This window comes from Streptomyces sp. NPDC086787, assembly GCF_044745865.1.
Classification (GTDB): Bacteria; Actinomycetota; Actinomycetes; order Streptomycetales; family Streptomycetaceae; genus Streptomyces.
On sequence record NZ_JBIVBC010000007.1, the window covers coordinates 115,272 to 137,633 of the forward strand.

The window sequence follows — 22,362 nt, forward strand, 5'->3', positions numbered from 1 at the left end:
GTGCGCCGCGCGCGAACGGATCGCGCCGCGCTCCCCGGGACTTGGCTACTTCGCGTCGGAGTCGCCGTCGGTCTTCTTCGGCTCGTCGCCGGCCTTCGCCTCGGCGGAGGCCTCGTCGTCGGCCTTTTCCTCGGCCGCGTCCTTCTTCCCGAGGTCGACGGCCTTGTCGTCGGAGGCGGCGGCAGCGTCGGCGGGCTCGCCGGCCTCGGTGAGGGAGGAGGCGTCGTCGGGGACGACGTCGGACTTCAGGTCGTGCTCGACGCCGTGGACGATCCGGTTGTACTCGTCGTCGGTGAGGACGGCGCCGATCGCGTTCTTCGCGAAGAGCAGTTCGACACCGGGGCCGGCGTCGACGAGGACCGTGTCCTCGTTGACCTCCTTGACCGTCGCGTACATGCCCCCGATCGTGCGGACGCCGGAACCGGGCTGCATCTCGTTCCGCATGTTGGCGGCCTGCTGCTGCTTCTTCTTGGCCGAGCGCGTCATCAGGAACATGGCCGCGATGAGCACGATGAACGGGAGAAGGGTCAAGGTATTCACGGGACGGGATTTCCTTCGCACGACCGCGGCGGGAAGCGGCCTGGTGAATGGGGGTGGGTCGGCACCGCCCACAAGGGCGGCATCGGCGGAGTCTAAGCGAGTCCGCGCACATGGAACAACGCTCAGCATGTCACCTGGGTTCCTGCCCCGGCCAATGCCCTCGCCGTCAGGCTCCGAACAGGTCCTGTTGGCCGTTGCCCGGGGCGACCTGGCGTGGTGGGGTGAGACCGAGGTGCTCCCAGGCCGCCGGTGTCGCGACCCGTCCGCGCGGGGTGCGCGCGAGCAGCCCCTCCCGCACCAGGAAGGGCTCGGCGACCTCCTCGACGGTCTCGCGCTCCTCCCCCACCGCGACGGCGAGGGTGGAAAGGCCGACCGGTCCGCCGCCGAAGAGCTTCAGCAGGGCCTGGAGGACCGCGCGGTCGAGCCGGTCGAGGCCGCGGGCGTCGACCTCGTACACCTGGAGGGCGGCCTCGGCAATGCCCTGGGTGATCAGGCCGTCCGCCTTTACCTGCGCGTAGTCCCGGACGCGGCGCAGCAGGCGGTTGGCGATGCGGGGGGTGCCGCGGGAGCGGCCGGCGATCTCGGCGGCGCCGTCGGGCTCGATGTCGACGTCGAGCAGGCCCGCCGAGCGGTGCACGACGCGCTCCAGCTCGGTGGGCTCGTAGAACTCCATGTGCCCGGTGAAGCCGAAGCGGTCGCGCAGCGGGGGCGGCAGCAGGCCGGCCCGGGTGGTGGCGCCGACCAGGGTGAACGGCGGCAGTTCCAGCGGGATGGCGGTGGCGCCGGGGCCCTTGCCGACGATGACGTCGACGCGGAAGTCCTCCATCGCCATGTAGAGCATCTCCTCGGCGGGCCGGGACATGCGGTGGATCTCGTCCAGGAAGAGGACCTCGCCCTCCTGGAGTGAGGAGAGGATCGCGGCGAGGTCACCGGCGTGCTGGATGGCCGGGCCGCTGGTGATGCGGATCGGGGCGCCCATCTCGGCGGCGATGATCATGGAGAGGGTGGTCTTCCCGAGACCCGGGGCGCCGGACAGCAGCACATGGTCGGCGGTGGCGCCGCGCGCGCGGGCAGCGCGCAGCACCAGGTCGAGCTGTTCGCGGACCCTCTCCTGGCCGATGAACTCGCCCAGGTCCTTGGGGCGCAGGGCGGCCTCGACGGCCTGGTCCTCGTGGTCGGCGGACGCACCGACCAGCCGCTCGTCGGCGGCGGTGTCGGCCGTGTCGTCCCAGTTCATGTGATGTGCCTCGGTGGTCGTGGGTTCAGCGGGCGCGGTTCAGGCTCTGCAGGGCGGCCTTCAGGAGCTGCCCCACCTGCGGCGTGCCGCCCGCGGCCTCGGCCTGGGGAGTCACGGTGGCCACCGCCTCGTCGGCTTCGCGGGTGGCGTAGCCGAGGCCGATGAGGGCCGCGTGCAGCTGGTCGCGCCAGCCCTGGGTGACCGGGGCGCCGACCACGGGGGCGCCGGTGGGCGCGCCGAGCCGGTCCTTCAGCTCCAGCAGCAGCTTCTGCGCGCCCTTCTTGCCGATGCCGGGTACGGCGGTGAGGGCCTTCTCGTCGGCGGTGGCGACGGCGCGGCGCAGCGCGTCCGGGGTGTGGACGGCGAGCATCGCCTGGGCGAGCCGGGGGCCGACGCCGCTCGCGGTCTGCAACAGCTCGAAGGTCTGGCGCTCGTCGTCGTCCACGAAGCCGTACAGGGTCAGCGAGTCCTCGCGGACCACCAGGGAGGTGGCGAGTTTCGCCTGCCGGCCCATGCGCAGGCCGGAGAGGGTGTTCGGGGTGCACTGGACGGCGATCCCGATGCCGCCCACCTCGACGACCGCGGAGTCGGGGGCGAGGGCGGCGACCGGGCCGCTGACGAACGCGATCATGCCGTACGGCCTTTCGTAGCGTTGAGGGTCTGCCGGGCGACGGCCTGCTGGAGCCGGTTCTGGGCGGGGGCGCGCCAGATGTGGCAGATGGCGAGGGCGAGGGCGTCGGCGGCGTCGGCCGGCTTCGGTGGCGCGCCGAGCCGGAGCAGGCGGGTGACCATGGCCCCGACCTGGGCCTTGTCGGCGCGGCCGGTGCCGGTGACGGCGGCCTTGACCTCGCTGGGGGTGTGCAGGGCGACCGGGATGCCGCGGCGGGCGGCGCACAGCATGGCGACGGCGCTGGCCTGGGCGGTGCCCATGACCGTGCTGACGTTGTGCTGGCTGAAGACGCGCTCGATGGCCACGACCTCGGGCCGGTGCGTGTCCAGCCACTCCTCCAGGCCCTGCTCGACGGCGAGCAGCCGGTGACTCAGCTCGGCGTCGGCGGGTGTCCGCACCACGCCCACGCCGAGCATGGTGAGCGGCCGGCCCGCGACCCCCTCGACGACGCCGACACCGCACCGCGTCAGCCCGGGGTCCACCCCCAGTACCCGCACCCGTGTCCCCTCCCCTTCGATCGCCTGTTTGTGCAGGCTATCGGGTGGGACTGACAACACCCCCCACCAACGCCCCAGTCCACGCCGTGCGGACAACGCGACGGGCCGACGGGATGTGTCCCGTCGGCCCGGTCAGCCGTTCAGAGCGCGGCAGGGTTACGCGTCGACCTTCTCCATGATCTCGTCGCTGACGTCGAAGTTGGCGAAGACGTTCTGCACGTCGTCGCTGTCCTCGAGGGCGTCGATCAGCTTGAAGATCTTCTTGGCACCGTCCTCGTCCAGTTCGACCTGGACGGACGGCACGAAGCTGGAGTCGGCGGAGTCGTAGTCGATCCCGGCCTCCTGGAGGGCGGTGCGGACCGCGACCAGGTCGGTGGCCTCGCTGATGACCTCGAAGGTCTCGCCGAGGTCGTTGACCTCCTCGGCGCCGGCCTCCAGGACGGCGCCGAGGACGTCGTCCTCGGACAGCTCGCCCTTGGGGACGATGACGACGCCCTTGCGGCTGAACATGTACGACACCGAACCCGGGTCGGCCATGTTGCCGCCGTTGCGGGTCATGGCGACGCGGACGTCGGAGGCGGCACGGTTGCGGTTGTCGGTGAGGCACTCGATGAGCACCGCGACGCCGTTCGGGCCGTAACCCTCGTACATGATCGTCTCGTAGTCGGCGCCACCGGCCTCGAGTCCACCGCCGCGCTTGACCGCGGAGTCGATGTTCTTGTTCGGGACGGACTGCTTCTTGGCCTTCTGGATGGCGTCGTACAGCGTCGGGTTGCCCTCGATGTCGACGCCGCCCATGCGCGCCGCGACCTCGATGTTCTTGATCAGCTTCGCGAAGAGCTTGCCGCGCTTGGCGTCGATCACGGCCTTCTTGTGCTTCGTCGTGGCCCATTTAGAGTGGCCGGACATCTGCCTGTCTCCTTCGCGTAACCCATCTATGAACGAACGCCAGAGATCCTACAAGGACTACGCCGCCGGGTTGGCGCGCACCATGTCGACGAACAGGGCGTGCACGCGGTGGTCGCCGGTCAGTTCGGGATGGAACGACGTGGCGAGCGCGTTGCCCTGGCGTACCGCGACGATGTGGCCGTCGTGTTCGGCGAGGACCTCGGCCCGGGCGCCGACGGACTCCACCCAGGGAGCCCGGATGAAGACGCCCTCTACAGGATCGCCCTCGACACCGCGGACGTCGACCGCCGCCTCGAAGGACTCGTTCTGCCGTCCGAAGGCGTTGCGGCGCACGATCATGTCGATGCCGCCGATGGTCTCCTGGCCCGAGCGCGGGTCGAGGATCTTGTCGGCGAGCATGATCATGCCCGCGCAGGTGCCGTAGACGGGCAGTCCGGCCCGCACGTGCGCGCGGAGGGGCTCCATCACGCCGAAGAGGACGGCCAGCTTGGAGATGGTTGTGGACTCGCCGCCCGGGATGACGAGGCCGTCGACCTCGGCGAGTTCCTCGGGGCGTCGCACCGGCCTGGCCACGGCGTCGGCCGCGGCCAGGGCGATGAGGTGCTCCCGGACGTCGCCCTGGAGAGCCAGGACGCCAATGACGGGGGTGTTCATGTGTATCCGGTGCCTTACCAGCCGCGGTTGGCGTAGCGCTCGGTCTCGGGGAGGGTGTCGCAGTTGATGCCGACCATGGCCTCGCCGAGGTTCCGGGACGCGTCCGCGATGATCTTCGGGTCGTCGTAGAAGGTGGTGGCCTTCACGATGGCGGCGGCGCGCTTGGCCGGGTCGCCGGACTTGAAGATGCCGGAGCCGACGAAGACGCCCTCGGCGCCGAGCTGGCGCATCAGCGCGGCGTCGGCCGGAGTGGCCACGCCACCGGCGGAGAACAGCACGACCGGCAGCTTGCCCAGCTCGGAGACCTCCTTGACCAGCTCGTACGGGGCGCGGAGCTCCTTGGCGGCGGCGTACAGCTCGTTGTTGTCGAAGCCGCGCAGCTTGGCGATCTCGTTCTTGATCTGGCGCAGGTGGCGGACGGCCTCGACGACGTTGCCGGTGCCGGCCTCGCCCTTGGAGCGGATCATCGCGGCGCCCTCGGCGATGCGGCGCAGGGCCTCGCCCAGGTTGGTGGCACCGCACACGAACGGGGTGGTGAAGGCCCACTTGTCGGAGTGGTTGACCTCGTCGGCCGGGGTGAGGACCTCGGACTCGTCGATGTAGTCCACACCGAGCGACTGGAGGACCTGGGCCTCGACGAAGTGGCCGATGCGGGACTTGGCCATGACCGGGATCGAGACGGCGTCGATGATGCCCTCGATCATGTCCGGGTCGGACATGCGGGCCACGCCGCCGTCCTTGCGGATGTCGGCCGGAACCCGCTCCAGCGCCATGACGGCGACGGCGCCCGCGTCCTCGGCGATCTTCGCCTGCTCCGGCGTGACGACGTCCATGATCACGCCGCCCTTGAGCTGCTCGGCCATGCCACGCTTCACGCGCGCGGTGCCGGTCTCGGGGGCCTGGTTCTCAACGGTGGACACGGGTGACCTCACTGGAGTGAAAGACGAATTTCTGCTCCGACGAGGAAACGCGAGTGGATCAGGCCACAGCAATAGCCAATGGCAAGCCGGTGGATCCTTTTCGTCCACCGGGCGTTCAGGCGGCCCGGTCCACCAGCGCGTTCGGGGGTTCGTCGTCCATCTCGAAGGCCAGCGGGAAGGGGGCGTGGCCGGCCAGCCGGAACCAGCGGACCTTGCGGTGTTCGCGGAGCCGACGGGCGGCACCCACGGCGTCGTTGTGGAAGCGGCGGGCCATCGGGACGCGCCGCACCGCCTCGGTCAGCTCGCGGGCGGCCTCCTCGCCGCCGGGGGCCTCGCGGACCACCTCGACCTGCTGAGCCTCCCCGAACACGGCGCGCAGGGCCTGGGTGAGCGCGCTCTCGGACACCTCCCGCTGCTCCTCCTCGGCCTGCCGGGCCGCGTGCGCGGCCTCGTACAGCACGATGGACGCGGCCGGGTCGAGCACGCCGGAGGTGGCCAGTTCCTGGGTCACCGACGCGCGGCGCAGCAACTGGGCGTCGAGGGCGGCGCGGGCGGCGTCGATCCTGGAGTGCAGGCGGTCCAGCCGGCCGGCCGTCCAGCTCAGGTAGAGACCGAACGCGATGAGCGCGGCGAGGGCGACGAGGGTCCAGGTGAGGGTTGCGGTCACGGCGGGCAACGTTACCGTCGGCCGTCACCGGGGATTGCCCCCCGGGCCTCGCTCAGTCCCGTGCCGCCACCGCCGCCGTGCCCGTGGTGACCGTTTCGTAGACCGACAGGATGTCCGCGCCGACGGTGGACCAGTCGAAGCGGCGGACGTGGGCGCTGCCGTGTTCGTGCAGTTCCCTGCGGCGGGCCGGGTCGGCCAGGAGGCGTACGGCCGCCTTGGCGAGCGCGTCCGCGTCCTCGTTGGCGAAGAGTTCGCCGGCCGCTCCCTGGTCCAGGACCTGGGCGAAGGCGTCCAGGTCGGAGGCGAGGACCGGGGCGCCCGCCGACATGGCCTCGACGAGGATGATGCCGAAGCTCTCGCCGCCGGTGTTGGGGGCCACGTACAGGTCGACGCTGCGCAGGAGACGGGCCTTGTCCTCGTCGCTGATCATGCCGAGGAACTCGACCCGGGAGCGCAGTTCGGCGGGGAGGGTCTCCACCGCCTCCTCCTCGTCGCCGCGCCCCGCGACCAGCAGCCGGGTACCCGGGCGGGCGGCGAGGATCGCGGGGAGGGCCTTCATCAGCACCGGCAGGCCCTTGCGGGGTTCGTCGATGCGGCCGATGAAGCCGATGGTGTCGCCCTGCCAGTCAGGGTTAGGTTCGGCCCGGGCGAAGAAGTCGACGTCGACACCGTTGGGGATGACCACCGCGTCCCCGCCCAGGTGCTCGACCAGGGTCCGGCGGGCGTACTCGCTGACCGCGATGCGCGCGCTGATCTTCTCCAGCGCGGCCTGGAGGATCGAGTACGCGGCGATCATCGCCCGCGAGCGCGGGTTGGAGGTGTGGAAGGTCGCGACGACCGGCCCCTGGGCCGCCCAGCAGGTCAGCAGGCCGAGCGACGGCGAGGTGGGCTCGTGGATGTGGACCACGTCGAAGGCGCCGTCGTGCAGCCAGCGCCGTACCCGGGCCGCGGAGAGGAAGCCGAAGTTCAGGCGGGCCACCGAGCCGTTGTACGGCACCGGGACCGCGCGTCCGGCCGAGACGACGTACGGCGGCAGCGGGGTGTCGTCGTCGGCGGGGGCGAGGACGGACACCTCGTGGCCCAGGCGGATGAAGTACTCGGCCAGGTCGCGGATGTGGAACTGGACGCCACCGGGCACGTCCCAGGAGTAGGGGCAGACGATGCCGATCCTCACGGGTTTCCCTTCGCGGGGTCGAGGTCGCCGAGCCACAGGCGCTGGAGCATGTGCCAGTCCTCCGGATGTTCGGCGATGCCGGTGGCGAAGACGTCGGCCAGCGCCTGTGTCATGACGGACGCCTGCTCGGCCCTGGTACCCGTCCCGGGCACCGCGACCGGGCCGTGGATCCGGCCACGCATGACGGGTGAGTCGTCGTACCAGAGCGTCACCGGGAGCAGCAGCGCGCCGGTCTGCTGGGCCAGGAGGGCCGGGCCCGCGGGCATCCGGGCCGTCGCGCCGAAGAACTCCACCTCGACACCGGAGGCGGACAGATCGCGGTCGGCGACCAGGCAGACCAGACCGCCGTCGCGCAGCCGACGGGCCAGCGTGCCGAACGCGGAGCCGCCGCTGTGCGGCAGGACCTCCATGCCGAGGCCCTCGCGGTAGGCGACGAAGCGGTCGTACAGCGACTCCGGCTTCAGGCGTTCGGCGACCGTGGTGAAGGGGATCTTCAGGTCGGTGGTGACCCAGGCGCCCGCGAGGTCCCAGTTGGCCAGGTGCGGCAGGGCGAGGATCACGCCCCGGCCCGCGGCGAGGCCGTCGGTCAGGTGGTGGGCGTCCTTGATCTCGACACCGGCCTTGATCCGCTCCGGGCTCCAGGCGGGGAGCCGGAAGGACTCCATCCAGTAGCGCAGGTAGGAGCGCATGCCCGCGCGCGAGAGCTCCGCCAGCCGCTCGGGCGTCGCGTCGGGCACCACGCGCGCGTAGTTGCTCTCCAGCCGCTGGACACCCTTGCCGCGCCGTTTCCAGGCCAGGTCCGCGATGGTCCGGCCGAGGCGCGCCGCGGCGGGCTCGGGGAGCCTCTTGACGGTGCTCCAGCCGATGCCGTAGAGCGCGTCGGTGAGCCGATCGGCGGTGGTCACTGCGCCGCCCCGCTCCCCTGGGCCGCCGCGTCGGCCTCGGCGGCCTCCCTGCGGACCGTGACCACCCGCTGGATCAGGGTGACCAGGCTGCCCACGGCGACGAGCCACAGGGCGATCGGCAGCAGCACCTGGATGCCCGGGACGCCGAACTTGTGCAGCCCCGCGAGGCCGGCCGCGACCAGCGAGACGACCAGCCGCTCGGCGCGCTCGACGAGCCCGTTGACGGCGACCGGCAGGCCGATCGACTCGCCGCGGGCCTTGGTGTACGACACCACCTGGCCGCTGGCCAGGCAGAAGATCGAGACGGCGCACAGCGCGTTGTCGTGGCCGTTGCCGGCGTACCACAGGGCGAAGCCGCCGAAGATGGCGCTGTCGGCGACCCGGTCGAGAGTGGAGTCCAGGAACGCGCCCCAGCGACTGGAGCGACCCAGCTGGCGGGCCATGTTGCCGTCGACCAGGTCGGAGAAGACGAAGAGCGTGATCACGATCGTGCCCCAGAAGAACTCGCCCCTGGGGAAGAAGACCAGCGCGCCCGCGACCACACCGGCCGTGCCGATGAGCGTCACCATGTCGGGGCTGACGCCCCTGCGGATCAGAAACGCGGCGAACGGTGTGAGGACACGCGTGAAGAATGCACGCGCGTACTTGTTCAGCATGGCCTTCCCGAAGGTCGTTGTCGCCGCGGCCTCGATGACCACCGGCTGGCCCATCGTAGCCACGAGCACGCGTGACCGGCCGCCGGGCACCGGTAGCCGGTGGCCGGATCCGGCGGATGGCCCGCAAGTGACGGTGCGGCGCGCGACGGGCGTCCGCCGTATGGACGCGCCGTGACGGGAGTGGAAAGCTCGAAGGACCGCGGGCGCCCACGGAGCCGCCACCGCACGCGGCAGCGTACGTCCGCGCCCCCAGTGACCTCACCGTGTACGGGAGGCAAGATCATGGGCGACAAGGCGCATACCCATCCCGGAGCCGCCGGCAGGGCTACGGCGGCCGACCAACCCGCGTCCATACGGAATGTGGTGCTGGTCGGCCACTCCGGTTCGGGCAAGACGACTCTGGTGGAGGCTCTCGCGCTGACCGCGGGAGCGGTGAACCGGGCGGGCCGTGTGGAGGACGGCGGCACGGTCTCCGACTACGACGAGATGGAGCACCGGCAGCAGCGCTCCGTACAGCTCTCCCTGGTGCCCGTCGAATGGGACGGGTTCAAGATCAACCTTCTCGACACTCCCGGATACGCCGACTTCGTCGGTGAGCTCAGGGCCGGTCTGCGCGCCGCGGACGCGGCCCTCTTCGTCGTCTCGGCGTCCGACGGCGTGGACGGCTCGACCCGGATGGTGTGGGAGGAGTGCGCGGCGGTCGGCATGCCTCGGGCCATCGTCGTCACACACCTGGAGGCCGCCCGCGCGGACTTCCAGGAGATGACGCGGATCTGCGCGGAGGCGTTCGGCGGCGACGACCCGGACGCCGTGCTCCCGCTCTATCTGCCCCTGCACGGCCCGCCGACCCCCGACGGGCACGCGCCCGTGACCGGGCTGATCGGGCTGCTGTCGCAGAAGCTGTTCGACTACTCGACCGGCGAGCGCAAGGAGGCCGAGCCGGGCGAGGAGCAACTGCCGGACATCGCCGGGGCCCGTGACCGGCTCATCGAGGGGATCATCGCGGAGAGCGAGGACGAGACCCTCATGGACCGGTATCTGGGCGGCGAGCCGGTCGAGGTGAAGACGCTGATCGACGATCTGGAGCGGGCCGTCGCGCGCGGCACCTTCTTCCCCGTCCTCGCGGCCGCCCCCGCGGCCGACGGCGCCCGGCAGGGCCTCGGCACGGTGGAACTGCTGGAGCTGGTCACGCGCGGCTTCCCGACCCCGTTCGAGCACCCCATGCCCGGGGTGACCACGATCGGCGGCGACCCGCGCGAGCTCACGGCGTGCGACACGGACGGACCGCTGGTCGCCGAGGTCGTCAAGACGGCCTCCGACCCCTACGTCGGTCGTATCTCGCTCGTCCGCGTCTTCTCCGGCACCCTGCGCCCCGACGAGACGGTGCATGTCTCCGGGCACGGCCTGGCCGACCGCGGCCACGAGGACCACGACGTCGACGAGCGGATCGGCGCGCTGTCCACGCCGTTCGGGAAGCAGCATCGGTCGGTCACGCACGCGGTCGCGGGCGACCTGGTGTGCGTGGCGAAACTGAGCCGGGCCGAGACCGGCGACACCCTCTCGGCCAAGGACGACCCGCTGCTGATGGAGCCGTGGGAGATGCCCGACCCGCTGCTGCCGCTGGCCATCCAGGCGCACAGCAAGGCGGACGAGGACAAGCTCTCGCAGGGTCTGGGCAGACTGGCCGCCGAGGACCCGACGATGCGTTTGGAGCAGAACCAGGACACCCACCAGGTGGTGCTGTGGTGCCTGGGCGAGGCCCACGCGGACGTCGCCCTGGAGCGGCTGCGCAGCCGCTACGGCGTCCAGGTCGACGTCGTACCGCACCGGGTCTCCCTGCGGGAGACGTTCGCCGGGAAGTGCGCGGGCCGGGGCCGGCACGTGAAACAGTCCGGCGGGCACGGGCAGTTCGCCATCTGCGAGATCGAGGTGGAGCCGCTGCCGGGCGGTTCGGGCATCGAGTTCGTCGACAAAGTGGTGGGCGGCGCCGTACCGCGGCAGTTCATCCCGTCCGTCGAGAAGGGAGTGCGGGCGCAGGCGGCCAGGGGCATCGCGGCCGGCCATCCGCTGGTCGACGTGCGGATCACCCTGCTCGACGGCAAGGCTCACTCGGTGGACTCCTCCGACGCCGCCTTCCAGACGGCGGGCGCGCTGGCGCTGCGGGAGGCCGCGGCCGACGCGCGGATCCATCTGCTGGAGCCCGTCGCCGAGATCGGCGTGCTGGTCGGCGACGACTACGTGGGCGCCGTGATGAGCGACCTGTCGGGGCGGCGCGGCCGGGTGCTCGGCACCGAACAGGTGGGCTCCGGACGGACGGTCGTGCGGGCCGAGGTGCCGGAGTTCGAGATCAGCCGGTACGCGGTCGACCTGCGGTCCCTCTCGCACGGCACCGCCCGCTTCACCCGCGCCTACGCCCGGCACGAGCCGATGCCGGCGCAGGTCGCCGAACGGATCAGGGCCCAGGACGGGAACGGCTCGTAGGCGGGTTCGCGGAACCTCGACCTCCGCACGGGCGGGCGGCTTCGGCCGTCCGCCTACGGATGTCCGGACCGGGAGATACGCTGATCACCTGATCACGTTGTGGACCACCGGATCAGGGCGACGACCTGTTCAACAGGTGTGCGGGGCAGGGAAGCCGGGAAAGCCGCAGGAGCGGTACCGGCGACGATCTGGGGGCGGGAATGTCGATGGGGAGCGAGTGGGACGGGCCGCAGGTGCCCGTCTCCGGCGACGAGAGTCAGGCGGCGACGTTCGCCCTGGCCTCCGCCGCCTACCGGGACAGTCCGTTCGACGAGATCAAGAAGGCCGACAACGAGTGGCACCAGTCGGCCGTCAAGGCCGGCCGCATCGCCCTGTTCCGGCCGAACCTGGGCGAGGCCTTCTCCCGGGCCGTGGTCGACCGCATGCTCGGGCCCGGGCGCAAACCGCTCATCCAGTCCTTCGGCATGGATCCCCAGGTCGTGGTCGAGCACAGCCTCGCGGCCAACAACATCCGCAAGACCCGGGACAACCGGCTGAGCACCGTGACGGTGCTGTGCGGCCTGCTGTTTCTGCCCGGACTGCTGCTGTGGCTGCTGGTCTTCCAGCTGCGCACGTTCATCGCCTCGCGCGACGACCGGCGGGCCGGGGCGCTCGGCACCACGCTGCTCCTCGCGGTGGGCGTGGTCGCCGCGCTCTTCCTGATCCGCATGCCGTTCGGGGGCTTCTGGGGCTGGTATGCGCGCGGCTGCGTCGTCGTCCCCGTGCTGGGCTGGTTCTGGGCCAAGCAGATCTGCGAGCGCACGGCCCAGGACCTGCGCGCCCGCTGGGACGGACTGCTGTCCGGTACCAGTGTCGGCGCGAAGGTCCCCGAGACCGTGCCGAGGAGCCCCGGCGAGACCGCGGCCGAGCAGCTGCGCCAGTCGCTGGCCCGGCTCAGTGCCGAGCAGCAGTCCAACTCCGTCTTCTACGCCGGGCCCAAGGGCATACTCGGCATGGGCACGCGCTGGGGGTCCTGGCAGCTCGCCGAGGACCTCCTGCCGGCCGACCCGAGCCGGGAGATCCACCCCTTCCGCAGCTGGGACGTCATACGAGCCGTCCACGACAAGCTGCGCATGCTGGAGCGCGGCCCGCTGAACACCGGCGGCTTCCCGAAGCCGTCGATCAAGCACTGGATCGTCACGCCGATCACGGAGAACGCCACGGCGGTCTCCCGGCCCGAGGGCACGGACGTCGAGTCGTACTCCGTCAAGTCCCACGCGATACAGGACATCTGCAACAAGCAGCAGTTCGGCAGCGGCGACCGGCACTACCTCGGCGTGCAGTGGACTCTGTGGGACGGACAGCTGGTGCTCACCATGCTGATCACCGTCACCGTGCTGCACCACACGCTCCGCATCGAGGTCACCGGGCACGCGCTGGGGCCCGTGCACGGGCTGTTCACCACGAAGCCGACGGCGCCGACGAAGGAGGTCGCCAAGTCGCTCAAGCCCTGGGAGAACCGCACGATCAAGCTTCCGCTGGTCGGCGCCGACGAAGTGGTGAGGCTCGCCGCGCGGGCGCCGCTGACCTGGTATCCGCCGCTGCTGAACTGGCTCGGCGGCTCACTGGGACTGCCCGAGCCGTTCGGCCTGCGGCACGCCTGGGCGGACCGGCCCTGGCGCCACCGCTTCATGGCCGACGACGCGCTGCGCGCGGCGACTCCGGTGCTGCGGGTGGTGCACTCGGCGGCGATCCGGGTGCTGGAGGAGAACGGCGTGGACACCGAGAAGTTCGGTATGCGGTCGTCGTTCCTCAGCACGTCGGTGCAGGATCCCTCGCCGCGCAAGGCGGACTTGTACGACGCGTAGGCGTGGCGGGAGGCCGCCGCGACTCCCCTCACACCGTCGGCCAGGCCTCCGCCAGCATCTTCCTCGTGTCCGCCAGGAGCTGCGGCAGCACCTTGGTGTGGCCCACCACCGGCATGAAGTTGGTGTCGCCGCCCCAACGGGGGACGATGTGCTGGTGGAGGTGGGCGGCGATGCCCGCGCCGGCCACGGTGCCCTGGTTCATCCCGATGTTGAAGCCGTGGGCGCCGGAGGCGGTGCGCAGCGCCGTCATGGCCTGCTTGGTCAGTTCGGCGAGCTCCGTGGTCTCCGGGCCGGTCAGGTCGGTGTAGTCGGCGACGTGACGGTAGGGGACGGTCATCAGGTGGCCGCCGTTGTAGGGGTAGAGGTTGAGGACGGCGTAGACGTGCTCGCCGCGGCGGAGGATCAGACCGTCCTCGTCGGACTTCGCCGGAATCGAGCAGAACGGGCAACCGTCTCCGGCCCCGGGGCCGCTCGGCTTGTTCTCGCCCTGGATGTAGGCCATCCGGTGAGGCGTCCACAGGCGCTGGAACGCGTCCTGCGTGCCCACTCCGATCTGCTGTTCCGGCTCGCTCGTCATGCTAGGCAGCATATGACTTCGGTCGTGGGACACGGAGAGGCCCCCGGGAACCTCATGACGTGAGAATTCACCGGGGGCCCCGGGCGGCTGGGCAGACCTGGGTCAGACCTGCGTCCGCTCCTCCACCACCTTCACGATCTTCGCGATGGCCTCGTCGAACGGGATGCCGTTCTCCTGCGAGCCGTCGCGGTAGCGGAAGGACACCGACCCGGCCGACATGTCCTCGTCGCCCGCGATGATCATGAACGGAACCTTCTGCTTCTGAGCGTTCCTGATCTTCTTCTGCATGCGGTCCGACGACGAGTCGACCTCGACGCGCAGGCCCCGCTTCTTGGCCTCCGCGGCGAACTTGTGCAGATAGTCCACGTGCGCGTCACCGATCGGGATGCCGATCGCCTGCACCGGCGCGAGCCAGGCCGGGAAGGCACCCGCGTAGTGCTCCAGGAGCACCGCGAAGAACCGCTCGATCGAGCCGAACAGCGCGCGGTGGATCATGACCGGGCGCTGCTTGGTGCCGTCGGCCGAGGTGTACTCCAGGTCGAAGCGCTCGGGCAGGTTGAAGTCGAGCTGGATGGTCGACATCTGCCAGGTACGGCCGATCGCGTCCTTGGTCTGGACGGAGATCTTGGGGCCGTAGAAGGCGGCACCGCCCGGGTCGGGGACGAGGGGCAGGCCCTGCTTCTCGGCGACCTGGCGGAGGGTCTCGGTCGCTTCCTCCCACGCCTCGTCGGAGCCGACGAACTTCTCCGGGTCCTTGGTGGACAGCTCCAGGTAGAAGTCGGTCAGACCGTAGTCGCGCAGCAGGTTCAGGACGAAGGTGAGCGTCTTGTCCAGTTCCTCGGACATCTGCTCACGGGTGCAGTAGATGTGCGCGTCGTCCTGGGTGAAGCCGCGGGCCCGGGTCAGACCGTGCACGACGCCCGACTTCTCGTACCGGTACACGGTGCCGAACTCGAAGAGGCGCAGCGGCAGTTCGCGGTAGGAGCGGCCGCGCGCGTCGAAGATCAGGTTGTGCATCGGGCAGTTCATGGGCTTGAGGTAGTAGTCCACGCCCTCGTCGAGCTGCATGGGCGGGTACATGCCGTCGGCGTACCAGTCCAGGTGGCCCGAGGTCTCGAAGAGCTTCCCCTTCGTCGCGTGCGGGGTGTAGACGAACTCGTAGCCCTCCTCCTCGTGGCGGCGGCGCGAGTAGTCCTCCATCACCCGGCGGACGACGCCGCCCTTGGGGTGGAAGACGGCGAGGCCGGAGCCGATCTGCTCCGGGACGGAGAAGAGGTCCAGCTCGCTGCCCAGCTTGCGGTGGTCGCGCTTCTCGGCCTCGGCGAGGAATTCCAGGTACGCCTTCAGCTCGTCCTTGGACGGCCAGGCGGTGCCGTAGACGCGCTGGAGCATCGGGTTCTTCTCGCTGCCGCGCCAGTAGGCGGCCGCGTTGCGCATGAGCTTGAACGCCGGGATCAGTCGGGTGGACGGCAGGTGCGGGCCGCGGCAGAGGTCCTTCCAGCACAGCTCGCCGGTCTTGGCGTCCAGGTTGTCGTAGATCGTCAGCTCGCCCGCGCCGACCTCGACGTCCGCGCCGTCGTCCGAGGAGGCGGAGCCCTTGATGCCGATCAGTTCCAGCTTGTAGGGCTCGTCGGCCAGTTCCTCGCGGGCCGCCTCGTCGGTGACCACTCGGCGGGAGAACTTCTGGCCGCGCTTCTGGATCTCCTGCATCTTCTTCTCGATGGCCTTGAGATCCTCGGGCGTGAACGGCTTCTCGACGTCGAAGTCGTAGTAGAAGCCGTCCTTGACCGGCGGGCCGATGCCCAGCTTGGCCTCGGGGAAGAGCTCCTGCACGGCCTGGGCCATCACATGCGCGGTGGAGTGGCGCAGGATGTTCAGACCGTCCTCGGAGGAGATCTCGACGCCCTCGACGGTCTCGCCGTCGCGCACTTCGTGGGCGAGGTCCCTCAGCTCGCCGGACACGCGCGCGGCGATGATCGAGCGCTCGCCGGCGAAGAGCTCGGCCGCCGTGGTGCCCGTCGTCACCACGCGCTCTTCCCGCTCGGAATCGCGTTGGATGATCACACGGACGTCTGACACCGGTCTCTCCTGACTGCAGGTGGGATGCGGCGCCATACCTGGAGCGCGCGCAAGAGGGGATCGTACCGACCCCGGCCCCGCGACCGCGAAACGGTCACCCACGGTCGGCGGCCGGCCACCCTCCATCGGCGGGTCAGTCGCAGTCGTCCTGACCGCACTCCTTCTCGAAGAAGGCCCCTCTTTCGAGGTGCTCCTGGATCGACTTCAGCAGCCGGTCCCGCTCCGCCTCGTCCACCAGAACGGGTACGACGCCGTAGGCGCCGGTGAGCCGCCGGAAGCCGCCCCTGCTCTCCAGACGTCCGTGCACCCGGACGGGCAGCCCGACGAGGTGCGCGTGGCCGGCCATCCGGTAGTCCTCCTCGTCGAGTGTCAGACGGACATGCGGTACGTCGGCGCCGTCCAGCACCCGCAGCCGCACACCGCCCTCGCCGCGCGGGCCCGACCTGCGCATCCGGACGACGGCGCCGGTGATCCGCACCGGTACGGAGGGTTCGTCGCGCAGATAGCGGGCGCCCGCCTCGCGCAGCGCGGGCAGGTCGCCGGGCGAGAACTCGACGGGTTCGGCGCCGGCCGCGCAGTCCTCGGGGACGCCGGTGGCGGGAGCCCAGGCGACGGCGACGCGGGCGCCCTCGGTGCCGCGCACCAGCGTGATGAGCGCTTCGGTGAGTTCCCGGCTGACCCCGGTCCGTACGGCGGCGTCGAAGGCGTCCATGCCGCCGGTGGCCCGCTGGTAGTCGATGGCCTCGCGCACCGCGAACAGGGCCTGGTGGAGGCGTACGGCAAGGGGGCGCGCGGTGTCCGCGGGCATGAAGGCGGTCAGCAGGCGGCCGCCGGTCGCGGTGCCGACCAGCACGCGGTCCAGCATCGCGGCGGCCGGACGGCGGTGCCGGGCGCCGTGGTAGCCGGCCCGCGCCCGGGTGGCGAGCGCGCCGGCGAACAGCATCTGCCGGGCGGCTGTGCGCAGTTGTTCCTCCATCGTCCACAGGGCGGTGTCGACCGGGCCGGTGGGTACGTCGCGCCACCAGCGGATCTCGTCGCTGGGCACGGCGAGTCCGACGAGGACCTCGCGGGCCGAGGGGCTGGCGCTGCGGGAGAGAGCGACGAGTGCCTCGCCGAGCAGGTCGTCGCTGTCGGGGAAGGCACGGCTCTCGGGTACGAGCAGGCTGGTCCCGGCGCCGCCCGGTCCGGGCGGGGTCCAGCGGCCGTAGCGCCCGGCGGCGCCGCCGCGCCGCTGCCAGCCGTGCCGGAGCAGCAGGGCGCCGAGGACGGCGGGGTCGACGTCGGCGGGCTCGGGGGGACGGCTCCACGGGGGCTCGTCCGGGTGCGGCCGCACTTCGCGCGGGTGATCGCCGTACGGACGGTGCGTCATGGTCTGCCTCCCGTCCCGACCCGCGTCATGATCTCGCAGAGCGCGCGGTCGTCGAATATGCGTGAGGTCGGTATGCGCACGGTGGTCCGGTGCCGACCGGTGACGGGGTGGCCGGCCAGGTTGATCCAGTAGCAGCAGTGCCGCAGGTCGAGCCGGTCGTGACCGGCCCGCAGCCAGTCGTCCTGGGAGCGCGGCACGAGCATCACGACAAGGATCTTGTGCACCGACACCGGGGTGCGGGCGAGCTTCGCCAGGTGGCTGTTGTCGAGGGTGAAGGAGAAGAAGCGGCCGGGCGGGTTGGGCGCGATCTGGTACGTGCACTTCAGCTGGACCTTGATGGTCACCTCGTCGTCGACGGTGTGCGCGGGTGTGCTGTGGCTGACGTGCCAGTCGATGCCGTTGTCCGGGAAGGGCTGGGACAGCGAGCAGCCGGCCGCCGCGGCGACCGCGTGCAGATAGCCGACCTGGAGTGTCTCCATGCAGGCGGTGGTGGCGAGTGTGCCGCGATGGGGTGCCGTCCGTTCGGGCAGCAGCCCGCCCCGCTCGGGCTGCGCTATCACCATGACCAACTGCCTTCCACGCCGGAGGTTTCCCGCCGCGGGCCGCTGAACTGCAAAGACCCGCACTCCTGTTGTGTCCTTCCGGCGTACGGCGCAAACGGCCCGGGTATCACCAAACAGGCAGAAGACGGGACGTCAGCTGCGGCGGGTGAACGAGGAGTTGTATTGCGATGACGTGCTGGTACGAGGGGCCACTGGCCGCCTTCGACACGGAGACAACGGGCGTGGACGTCGAGACCGACCGGATCGTGTCGGCCGCCGTCGTGGTCCAGGACGCCCCGGGGGCCCGGCCCCGGGTGGTCCGCTGGCTGGTGAACCCGGGTGTGCCGGTGCCGGAGGCGGCGACGGCGGTGCACGGACTGACGGAGGAACACCTCCAGCACAACGGCCGCTGGCCGGCGCCGGTCATGTTCGAGATAGCCCAGGAGCTGGCCGAGCAGGCGGCGGTGCACCGGCCCCTGGTGGTGATGAACGCGCCGTTCGATCTGACACTGCTGGACCGCGAGTTGCGCCGGCACCGCGCATCGTCGCTGGACCGCTGGTTCGAGTCGTCGCCCCTGCTGGTGCTCGATCCACGGGTCCTGGACAAGCACCTGGACCGCTACCGCAAGGGCCGTCGCACGCTGACCGACCTGTGCGAGCACTACAGCGTGACGCTGGAGGGCGCGCACGACGCGGGCGCGGACGCGCTGGCGGCACTGGAGGTCGTCCGGGCACTGGGCCGCCGCTTCGCGACACGACTGGAGCGGCTGTCCCCCGGTGAGCTGCACACCCTCCAGACGTCCTGGCACGCGGCACAGGCGCGCGGCCTTCAGGCCTGGTTCGCGCGCAGCGGCTCGGACGAGTCGGTGAGCACGGACTGGCCACTGCGGCCGGAGCTGTCGGCGGCGGCGTGAGGACGGCACGAAAAAGCCGGTCCGTGTGCACGGACCGGCCTTTCCCGGTGGGCGATACTGGGTTCGAACCAGTGACCTCTTCGGTGTGAACGAAGCGCTCTCCCACTGAGCTAATCGCCCGGGAACGCAGTGAACAATACAGGCCCGGGCGGGCTTCGTTCAAACCGCTCGGAGGCGGGCGGCCAGACCGTGCCGCCCGGAGCGCATCATGAGCCGGTGGTTGAGGCGGAAGAACGGGCGTCCGGGGACGGCGAGTCGGCGCAACAGGGGCTTCTTGACCTCGACGGCCTGGGCGTAGCGGGCGAGGGTGCCGGTGCCGGACGCGGTGACGGTCCAGCGGGCCCAGCCCTCCATGTCGCCGTCCAGTGCGATCTCCAGGATCCCGGCGGCCGGGTCGCGACGTGTCTCGCGGGCGGTGAGGGTCATGTCGTAGGGCAGGACCGAGCGGATGGTGACGAGGCCCGTGGTGGCGTCCAGCCGGCGCACCGAGCGAACCTGCGGCCACCAGCGGGGGTAGTCCTCGACCCGTTCGAGCGCCTCGTAGACAACGGCGGGCGGCGCGGGCAGGGGCCACAGGCTGAGGAAGCGGTAGTGGTTCCAGTCCATGGGCGCAGTCTGCCCGTGACCGGGGCTCAGTTCGCACACCGGCAAGGGACTTGGGGCACGGAGAGGCCGGGAGAATGACTCCGCCGTCACGGCCCCGGGGAAATCCGGCGGCTTTCCGGAATTCCGCGGCGCATTTTCCGCGATCGGTACGTGTCCGGAACTCCACCGGACTTCCGGTTGATCCATATTCATCCGATGGGCGGCATCCGTCGCGCGTAACGGACCGTCACCAACGACGGCGGCCCGCCTGCGCTGACGCAGGCGGGCCGCCGGTTCCGGGTGGGCGATACTGGGTTCGAACCAGTGACCTCTTCGGTGTGAACGAAGCGCTCTCCCACTGAGCTAATCGCCCGGGTGCAGGGAGAACATTACCCCATGTCAGAGGGTGCCTCCGACCGCCTGCGCACGATCACTGGTCCTTGATCTTCCAGGGCATGACGAGGCCGAACTTCCACAGGTAGATCCCGGCGAGGACGCCGACGATCACCAGGCCGAGCACGGTCAGGGTGATGTTGCGGCGGCGCACCTTGGGGTCGAGCGCCCGTTGTGCGGCCTCGGTGACCTTGCGCTTGGTCCAGCGGAGCACCAGCTGGGCCCAGACGAACTCGGTCGCCCAGATCGCCATGCCGCCGAAGATCACCACCCAGCCGGGACCGGGCAGCGGCAGCATCACGATGCCCGCAGCAACGACCGCCAGGCCGATCACGAAGACCCCGACCTGCCAGCTCAGGTGCAGGGCGCGGCGGGCCCTGACGAACTCGGGCGCTCTGGATCCGAGCCCGTGCCCGTGTTGTTCCCCGACTTCACCCGACTCGTTACGCTGGTCACTCCCCGTATTCATGCAGCCAAACCCTACCGGAGCGAAACCGGTCACCGGAATGGTGGTACTCCCCGTACAGGATCTCGGCCGGAAGAGTTACGTAAAGACACGCAAAACACTCAGAGGGGTTTACAACGGCACCGTAGGTGGCATGTCGATTTCGCCGACGTGCGAATCCCCGAGCGCACACTGAGCGAAAGGCCCTGGCGCTTATGAACACCACGGTCAGCTGCGAGCTGCACCTGCGCCTCGTTGTGTCGAGCGAGTCCTCCCTGCCTGTCCCCGCAGGCCTGCGGTACGACACGGCCGACCCCTACGCCGTGCACGCCACCTTCCACACCGGAGCCGAGGAGACCGTCGAGTGGGTGTTCGCCCGCGACCTCCTCGCCGAGGGCCTGCACCGGCCCACAGGCACCGGCGACGTCCGCGTCTGGCCCTCCCGCAGTCACGGCCAGGGCGTCGTGTGCATCGCCCTGAGCTCCCCGGAGGGGGAGGCCCTGCTGGAGGCCCCGGCGCGGGCCCTGGAGTCCTTCCTGAAGCGAACGGACGCCGCCGTGCCGCCCGGCACGGAGCACCGGCACTTCGACCTCGATCAGGAGCTCTCGCACATCCTGGCGGAGAGCTAAGCCGCGCCACCTACAAGCCGCCCGGCGCCGTCCACTCGGGGAGACGGCTCGGGCCAGGACAAACCGCATCCGGCATGCGCGTCGTCGCCGCCACCGTGGTCCGCCACGGGGGCGGCTTCGGCGCGTCCGCACCCTGGGGCGGCGAGCCGTTACCATCGGCCACCATCGGCGGGCGTCCGCCCGCCCCCAGGCAGGCCAGGGAGCGAATCGTGCTGATCACCCACGACACCCGGTGCGCGCTCGACACCGTGGTGGATCTGGTGAACACCGCGCCGGAGGACGACACGACGGCGGACGGACTGCCGGACGTCGTGGCTCTCGAAGATTTCGTACGAAACCACGAAATCAGTGGCGTCGGAGTGCTGTCGGAGTCCGACCTGTCCGCGGTACGCGGGATCCGCGGGCGGTTCGCGGGTGTCTTCGCGGCGCCGGACGCCAGGTCCGCCGCCGGTCTGATCAACGAACTGGTCGCCTCCGCGGGCACCACACCCCAGCTCACCGACCACGACGGCTACGACTGGCATGTGCACTACTTCGCGCCCGGCGCCTCGGTGTCGGACCACCTGGCGGCGGACTGCGGCATGGCACTCGCCTTCTTCGTGGTCGCCGGGGAGCAGGAGCGGCTGAGGCGCTGCGAGGCCCCGGACTGCCGGCGCGCCTTCGTGGATCTGTCCCGGAACCGCTCACGGCGCTACTGCGACAGCCGTACCTGCGGGAACCGGTTGCACGTGGCCGCCTACCGGGCCCGGCGCAAGGAGGCGGCGGGCTGATCGGCCTTTCCCGGTGCCGACGCCCGTCCCGGCGGGTGACGCCGGGAGGGGCGTGTACGGCTCAGAGCCACAGCAGATCGTGCAGGGCGGCCATGAGGATCAGACACCCGATCACCGCCAGGAAGATCATCAGCGGTGGCTGGGAAAGGGCGAAGAGGCATCCGCGGGGCTCATCCTTCGGCGGCGCGGCCTCGCTCTGTGTTGTGTCCAGCATCTCGCGGTGATGATGACCCAGGGTGGGTCCGGCGCGCGCTCAACACGCCAGGTGAATGCGGGAGTTCGCCGAATTCCGCGAGGTCCGGTTCGGTTCCGGTCAGGCCATGATCACTTCGGCGCGCGGTGGGGACGCACTGTGTCATATCCCGTGTTTCTTGAGGATGGCCTCGATGTCGCTGAAATCGTCCGCCGCGCCGGACCCGCCGGCCCCTGCCGCGGGACGGCCCGCCGGGCGGGTGGCCGGGCCGAGCGAGGGCGCCGCGGCCGTCGGCGCCGCCGCGGCCTCTCGCCGGGCGCCCCGGTCCGCCCCGCGATCGGCGCGGGTGCCTCCGCGGCGCCGCTCGACGGCGCGGGTGGTCGCGAACAACGCCCACGCCGCACCCATCACGCCGAAGCCCGCCCACGCCACGGGGCTGAACGCGGTGTCGGCCAGCCAGCCGACGACTCCCGTCATCACCAGGCCGACGGGGACGAGCGCGTAGGCGGCGATGCGGGCGGCCGCCAGGAAGCGTCTGCGGTAGGCCGTGACCACCGCGATACCCAGGCCGGCCGCGGACACGGCGGAACAGATGGTCTCGGCAATCATCCGGTCCTCCTGCTGGGCTCGGTCGGCCGTCGGCCGTCGGCTGGTGCGGGACGGACGCGGACGCGCGCCGCGCCGTCGTTCGTCCCGCCTCCATCCTGCA

Annotated in this window: 24 protein-coding genes and 2 tRNA genes; 5 read left to right on the forward strand and 21 right to left on the reverse strand. The window is 70.9% G+C overall.

The features are described 5' to 3' along the window. Positions 1–45 precede the first annotated feature (45 nt). From yajC to pgsA, 11 genes are all read right to left on the reverse strand, one after another. The gene (yajC, locus tag ACIPK3_RS18775; protein ID WP_402570970.1) at positions 46–540 is read right to left on the reverse strand and encodes a preprotein translocase subunit YajC; all 495 of its coding nucleotides are present in this window, start codon (positions 538–540) and stop codon (positions 46–48) included. Positions 541–706: 166 nt separating this feature from the next. Further along, complete coding sequence (ruvB, locus tag ACIPK3_RS18780) at positions 707–1,777, reverse strand: Holliday junction branch migration DNA helicase RuvB (protein ID WP_402570972.1); 1,071 nt, start codon at positions 1,775–1,777, stop codon at positions 707–709. 25 nt (positions 1,778–1,802) lie between these two features. Next, positions 1,803–2,408 (reverse strand): Holliday junction branch migration protein RuvA, encoded by a 606-nt coding sequence (ruvA, locus tag ACIPK3_RS18785; RefSeq protein WP_402570974.1) that lies wholly within the window; start codon positions 2,406–2,408, stop codon positions 1,803–1,805. Continuing rightward, positions 2,405–2,944: a crossover junction endodeoxyribonuclease RuvC gene (gene ruvC / locus ACIPK3_RS18790; RefSeq protein WP_402570976.1), complete on the reverse strand. Its 540-nt coding sequence runs from the start codon at positions 2,942–2,944 to the stop codon at positions 2,405–2,407. Before ruvC ends, ruvA begins: the two co-directional genes overlap by 4 nt. 156 nt (positions 2,945–3,100) lie before the next feature. Then, on the reverse strand, positions 3,101–3,853 hold the full coding sequence (locus ACIPK3_RS18795; RefSeq protein ID WP_402570977.1) for a YebC/PmpR family DNA-binding transcriptional regulator: 753 nt from the start codon (positions 3,851–3,853) through the stop codon (positions 3,101–3,103). A gap of 57 nt (positions 3,854–3,910) precedes the next feature. After that, positions 3,911–4,507: a pyridoxal 5'-phosphate synthase glutaminase subunit PdxT gene (gene pdxT, locus ACIPK3_RS18800; RefSeq protein WP_402570979.1), complete on the reverse strand. Its 597-nt coding sequence runs from the start codon at positions 4,505–4,507 to the stop codon at positions 3,911–3,913. Positions 4,508–4,521: 14 nt separating this feature from the next. Further along, complete coding sequence (pdxS, locus tag ACIPK3_RS18805) at positions 4,522–5,427, reverse strand: pyridoxal 5'-phosphate synthase lyase subunit PdxS (RefSeq protein ID WP_402570981.1); 906 nt, start codon at positions 5,425–5,427, stop codon at positions 4,522–4,524. A 115-nt stretch (positions 5,428–5,542) separates the two neighbouring features. Then, positions 5,543–6,094, reverse strand: a complete 552-nt coding sequence (locus ACIPK3_RS18810) for a hypothetical protein (protein ID WP_402570983.1) — start codon at positions 6,092–6,094, stop codon at positions 5,543–5,545. A 52-nt stretch (positions 6,095–6,146) separates the two neighbouring features. Then, on the reverse strand, positions 6,147–7,268 hold the full coding sequence (locus ACIPK3_RS18815) for a glycosyltransferase family 4 protein (RefSeq protein WP_402570985.1): 1,122 nt from the start codon (positions 7,266–7,268) through the stop codon (positions 6,147–6,149). Then, on the reverse strand, positions 7,265–8,173 hold the full coding sequence (locus tag ACIPK3_RS18820; RefSeq protein ID WP_402570987.1) for a phosphatidylinositol mannoside acyltransferase: 909 nt from the start codon (positions 8,171–8,173) through the stop codon (positions 7,265–7,267). Before ACIPK3_RS18820 ends, ACIPK3_RS18815 begins: the two co-directional genes overlap by 4 nt. Beyond that, positions 8,170–8,883, reverse strand: a complete 714-nt coding sequence (gene pgsA, locus ACIPK3_RS18825; protein ID WP_402571391.1) for a phosphatidylinositol phosphate synthase — start codon at positions 8,881–8,883, stop codon at positions 8,170–8,172. The genes ACIPK3_RS18820 and pgsA overlap by 4 nt, the downstream gene beginning before the upstream one ends. Positions 8,884–9,111: 228 nt before the next feature. Between pgsA and ACIPK3_RS18830 the strand changes: the two genes are divergently transcribed. Beyond that, positions 9,112–11,310, forward strand: a complete 2,199-nt coding sequence (locus ACIPK3_RS18830; RefSeq protein ID WP_402570988.1) for an elongation factor G-like protein EF-G2 — start codon at positions 9,112–9,114, stop codon at positions 11,308–11,310. Positions 11,311–11,510: 200 nt separating this feature from the next. Continuing rightward, positions 11,511–13,157, forward strand: coding sequence for a hypothetical protein (locus tag ACIPK3_RS18835; RefSeq protein WP_402570990.1), 1,647 nt, complete (start codon positions 11,511–11,513; stop codon positions 13,155–13,157). Positions 13,158–13,185: 28 nt separating this feature from the next. Here the strand turns inward: ACIPK3_RS18835 and ACIPK3_RS18840 are convergent, their stop codons facing one another. The 4 genes from ACIPK3_RS18840 to ACIPK3_RS18855 form a co-directional block, all read right to left on the reverse strand. Next, positions 13,186–13,746: an HIT family protein gene (locus ACIPK3_RS18840; protein WP_402570991.1), complete on the reverse strand. Its 561-nt coding sequence runs from the start codon at positions 13,744–13,746 to the stop codon at positions 13,186–13,188. Positions 13,747–13,836: 90 nt separating this feature from the next. Then, positions 13,837–15,813 carry a threonine--tRNA ligase gene (gene thrS, locus ACIPK3_RS18845; RefSeq protein WP_402570993.1) on the reverse strand — a complete coding sequence of 659 codons (1,977 nt, stop codon included), beginning with the start codon at positions 15,811–15,813 and terminating at the stop codon, positions 13,837–13,839. A gap of 133 nt (positions 15,814–15,946) precedes the next feature. After that, the gene (locus tag ACIPK3_RS18850) at positions 15,947–17,182 is read right to left on the reverse strand and encodes a hypothetical protein (RefSeq protein WP_402570994.1); all 1,236 of its coding nucleotides are present in this window, start codon (positions 17,180–17,182) and stop codon (positions 15,947–15,949) included. Continuing rightward, on the reverse strand, positions 17,179–17,745 hold the full coding sequence (locus ACIPK3_RS18855) for a DUF4365 domain-containing protein (protein WP_402570996.1): 567 nt from the start codon (positions 17,743–17,745) through the stop codon (positions 17,179–17,181). Before ACIPK3_RS18855 ends, ACIPK3_RS18850 begins: the two co-directional genes overlap by 4 nt. 167 nt (positions 17,746–17,912) lie before the next feature. Here ACIPK3_RS18855 and ACIPK3_RS18860 point away from each other — a divergent pair, with 167 nt between their 5' ends. Further along, entirely contained in the window at positions 17,913–18,638 is a 726-nt protein-coding gene (locus ACIPK3_RS18860; protein WP_402570998.1) for a 3'-5' exonuclease, read from the forward strand. 48 nt (positions 18,639–18,686) lie between these two features. Here the strand turns inward: ACIPK3_RS18860 and ACIPK3_RS18865 are convergent. The 4 genes from ACIPK3_RS18865 to ACIPK3_RS18880 form a co-directional block, all read right to left on the reverse strand. After that, positions 18,687–18,758, reverse strand: a tRNA-Val gene (locus ACIPK3_RS18865). Between the two features lie 39 nt (positions 18,759–18,797). Then, positions 18,798–19,244 (reverse strand): SRPBCC family protein, encoded by a 447-nt coding sequence (locus tag ACIPK3_RS18870; RefSeq protein WP_402571000.1) that lies wholly within the window; start codon positions 19,242–19,244, stop codon positions 18,798–18,800. Positions 19,245–19,524: 280 nt separating this feature from the next. Continuing rightward, positions 19,525–19,596 (reverse strand) — tRNA-Val (locus ACIPK3_RS18875). Positions 19,597–19,653: 57 nt separating this feature from the next. Then, entirely contained in the window at positions 19,654–20,085 is a 432-nt protein-coding gene (locus ACIPK3_RS18880; protein WP_402571001.1) for a TIGR02611 family protein, read from the reverse strand. Between the two features lie 191 nt (positions 20,086–20,276). On the opposite strand from ACIPK3_RS18880, the gene ACIPK3_RS18885 reads away from it, so the two are divergent. Both ACIPK3_RS18885 and ACIPK3_RS18890 read left to right on the forward strand, forming a co-directional pair. Then, on the forward strand, positions 20,277–20,690 hold the full coding sequence (locus ACIPK3_RS18885; protein WP_004002642.1) for an SsgA family sporulation/cell division regulator: 414 nt from the start codon (positions 20,277–20,279) through the stop codon (positions 20,688–20,690). Positions 20,691–20,899: 209 nt separating this feature from the next. Then, on the forward strand, positions 20,900–21,460 hold the full coding sequence (locus tag ACIPK3_RS18890) for a CGNR zinc finger domain-containing protein (RefSeq protein ID WP_402571392.1): 561 nt from the start codon (positions 20,900–20,902) through the stop codon (positions 21,458–21,460). 61 nt (positions 21,461–21,521) lie between these two features. Here the strand turns inward: ACIPK3_RS18890 and ACIPK3_RS18895 are convergent, their stop codons facing one another. Together ACIPK3_RS18895 and ACIPK3_RS18900 are read right to left on the reverse strand one after the other, a co-directional pair. After that, the gene (locus ACIPK3_RS18895) at positions 21,522–21,674 is read right to left on the reverse strand and encodes a hypothetical protein (protein ID WP_402571003.1); all 153 of its coding nucleotides are present in this window, start codon (positions 21,672–21,674) and stop codon (positions 21,522–21,524) included. A 141-nt stretch (positions 21,675–21,815) separates the two neighbouring features. Further along, positions 21,816–22,262 (reverse strand): hypothetical protein, encoded by a 447-nt coding sequence (locus ACIPK3_RS18900; protein WP_402571004.1) that lies wholly within the window; start codon positions 22,260–22,262, stop codon positions 21,816–21,818. Between the last annotated feature and the right edge of the window lie 100 nt (positions 22,263–22,362).

Excerpts from the sequence above, each read along its gene's own strand:
- ruvB (WP_402570972.1), bottom strand. The coding sequence starts at position 1,777 with ATGAACTGGGACGACACGGCCGACACCGCCGCCGACGAGCGGCTGGTC.
- pdxT (WP_402570979.1), bottom strand. The coding sequence starts at position 4,507 with ATGAACACCCCCGTCATTGGCGTCCTGGCTCTCCAGGGCGACGTCCGG.
- ACIPK3_RS18870 (WP_402571000.1), bottom strand. The coding sequence starts at position 19,244 with ATGGACTGGAACCACTACCGCTTCCTCAGCCTGTGGCCCCTGCCCGCG.
- ACIPK3_RS18880 (WP_402571001.1), bottom strand. The coding sequence starts at position 20,085 with ATGAATACGGGGAGTGACCAGCGTAACGAGTCGGGTGAAGTCGGGGAA.
- ACIPK3_RS18895 (WP_402571003.1), bottom strand. The coding sequence starts at position 21,674 with ATGCTGGACACAACACAGAGCGAGGCCGCGCCGCCGAAGGATGAGCCC.
- ACIPK3_RS18850 (WP_402570994.1), bottom strand. The coding sequence starts at position 17,182 with ATGACGCACCGTCCGTACGGCGATCACCCGCGCGAAGTGCGGCCGCAC.
- ACIPK3_RS18885 (WP_004002642.1), top strand. The coding sequence starts at position 20,277 with ATGAACACCACGGTCAGCTGCGAGCTGCACCTGCGCCTCGTTGTGTCG.
- ACIPK3_RS18855 (WP_402570996.1), bottom strand. The coding sequence starts at position 17,745 with ATGGTGATAGCGCAGCCCGAGCGGGGCGGGCTGCTGCCCGAACGGACG.
- ACIPK3_RS18840 (WP_402570991.1), bottom strand. The coding sequence starts at position 13,746 with ATGCTGCCTAGCATGACGAGCGAGCCGGAACAGCAGATCGGAGTGGGC.
- ACIPK3_RS18830 (WP_402570988.1), top strand. The coding sequence starts at position 9,112 with ATGGGCGACAAGGCGCATACCCATCCCGGAGCCGCCGGCAGGGCTACG.
- ACIPK3_RS18860 (WP_402570998.1), top strand. The coding sequence starts at position 17,913 with ATGACGTGCTGGTACGAGGGGCCACTGGCCGCCTTCGACACGGAGACA.
- ACIPK3_RS18835 (WP_402570990.1), top strand. The coding sequence starts at position 11,511 with ATGTCGATGGGGAGCGAGTGGGACGGGCCGCAGGTGCCCGTCTCCGGC.
- pgsA (WP_402571391.1), bottom strand. The coding sequence starts at position 8,883 with ATGGGCCAGCCGGTGGTCATCGAGGCCGCGGCGACAACGACCTTCGGG.
- ACIPK3_RS18795 (WP_402570977.1), bottom strand. The coding sequence starts at position 3,853 with ATGTCCGGCCACTCTAAATGGGCCACGACGAAGCACAAGAAGGCCGTG.
- ruvA (WP_402570974.1), bottom strand. The coding sequence starts at position 2,408 with ATGATCGCGTTCGTCAGCGGCCCGGTCGCCGCCCTCGCCCCCGACTCC.
- ACIPK3_RS18900 (WP_402571004.1), bottom strand. The coding sequence starts at position 22,262 with ATGATTGCCGAGACCATCTGTTCCGCCGTGTCCGCGGCCGGCCTGGGT.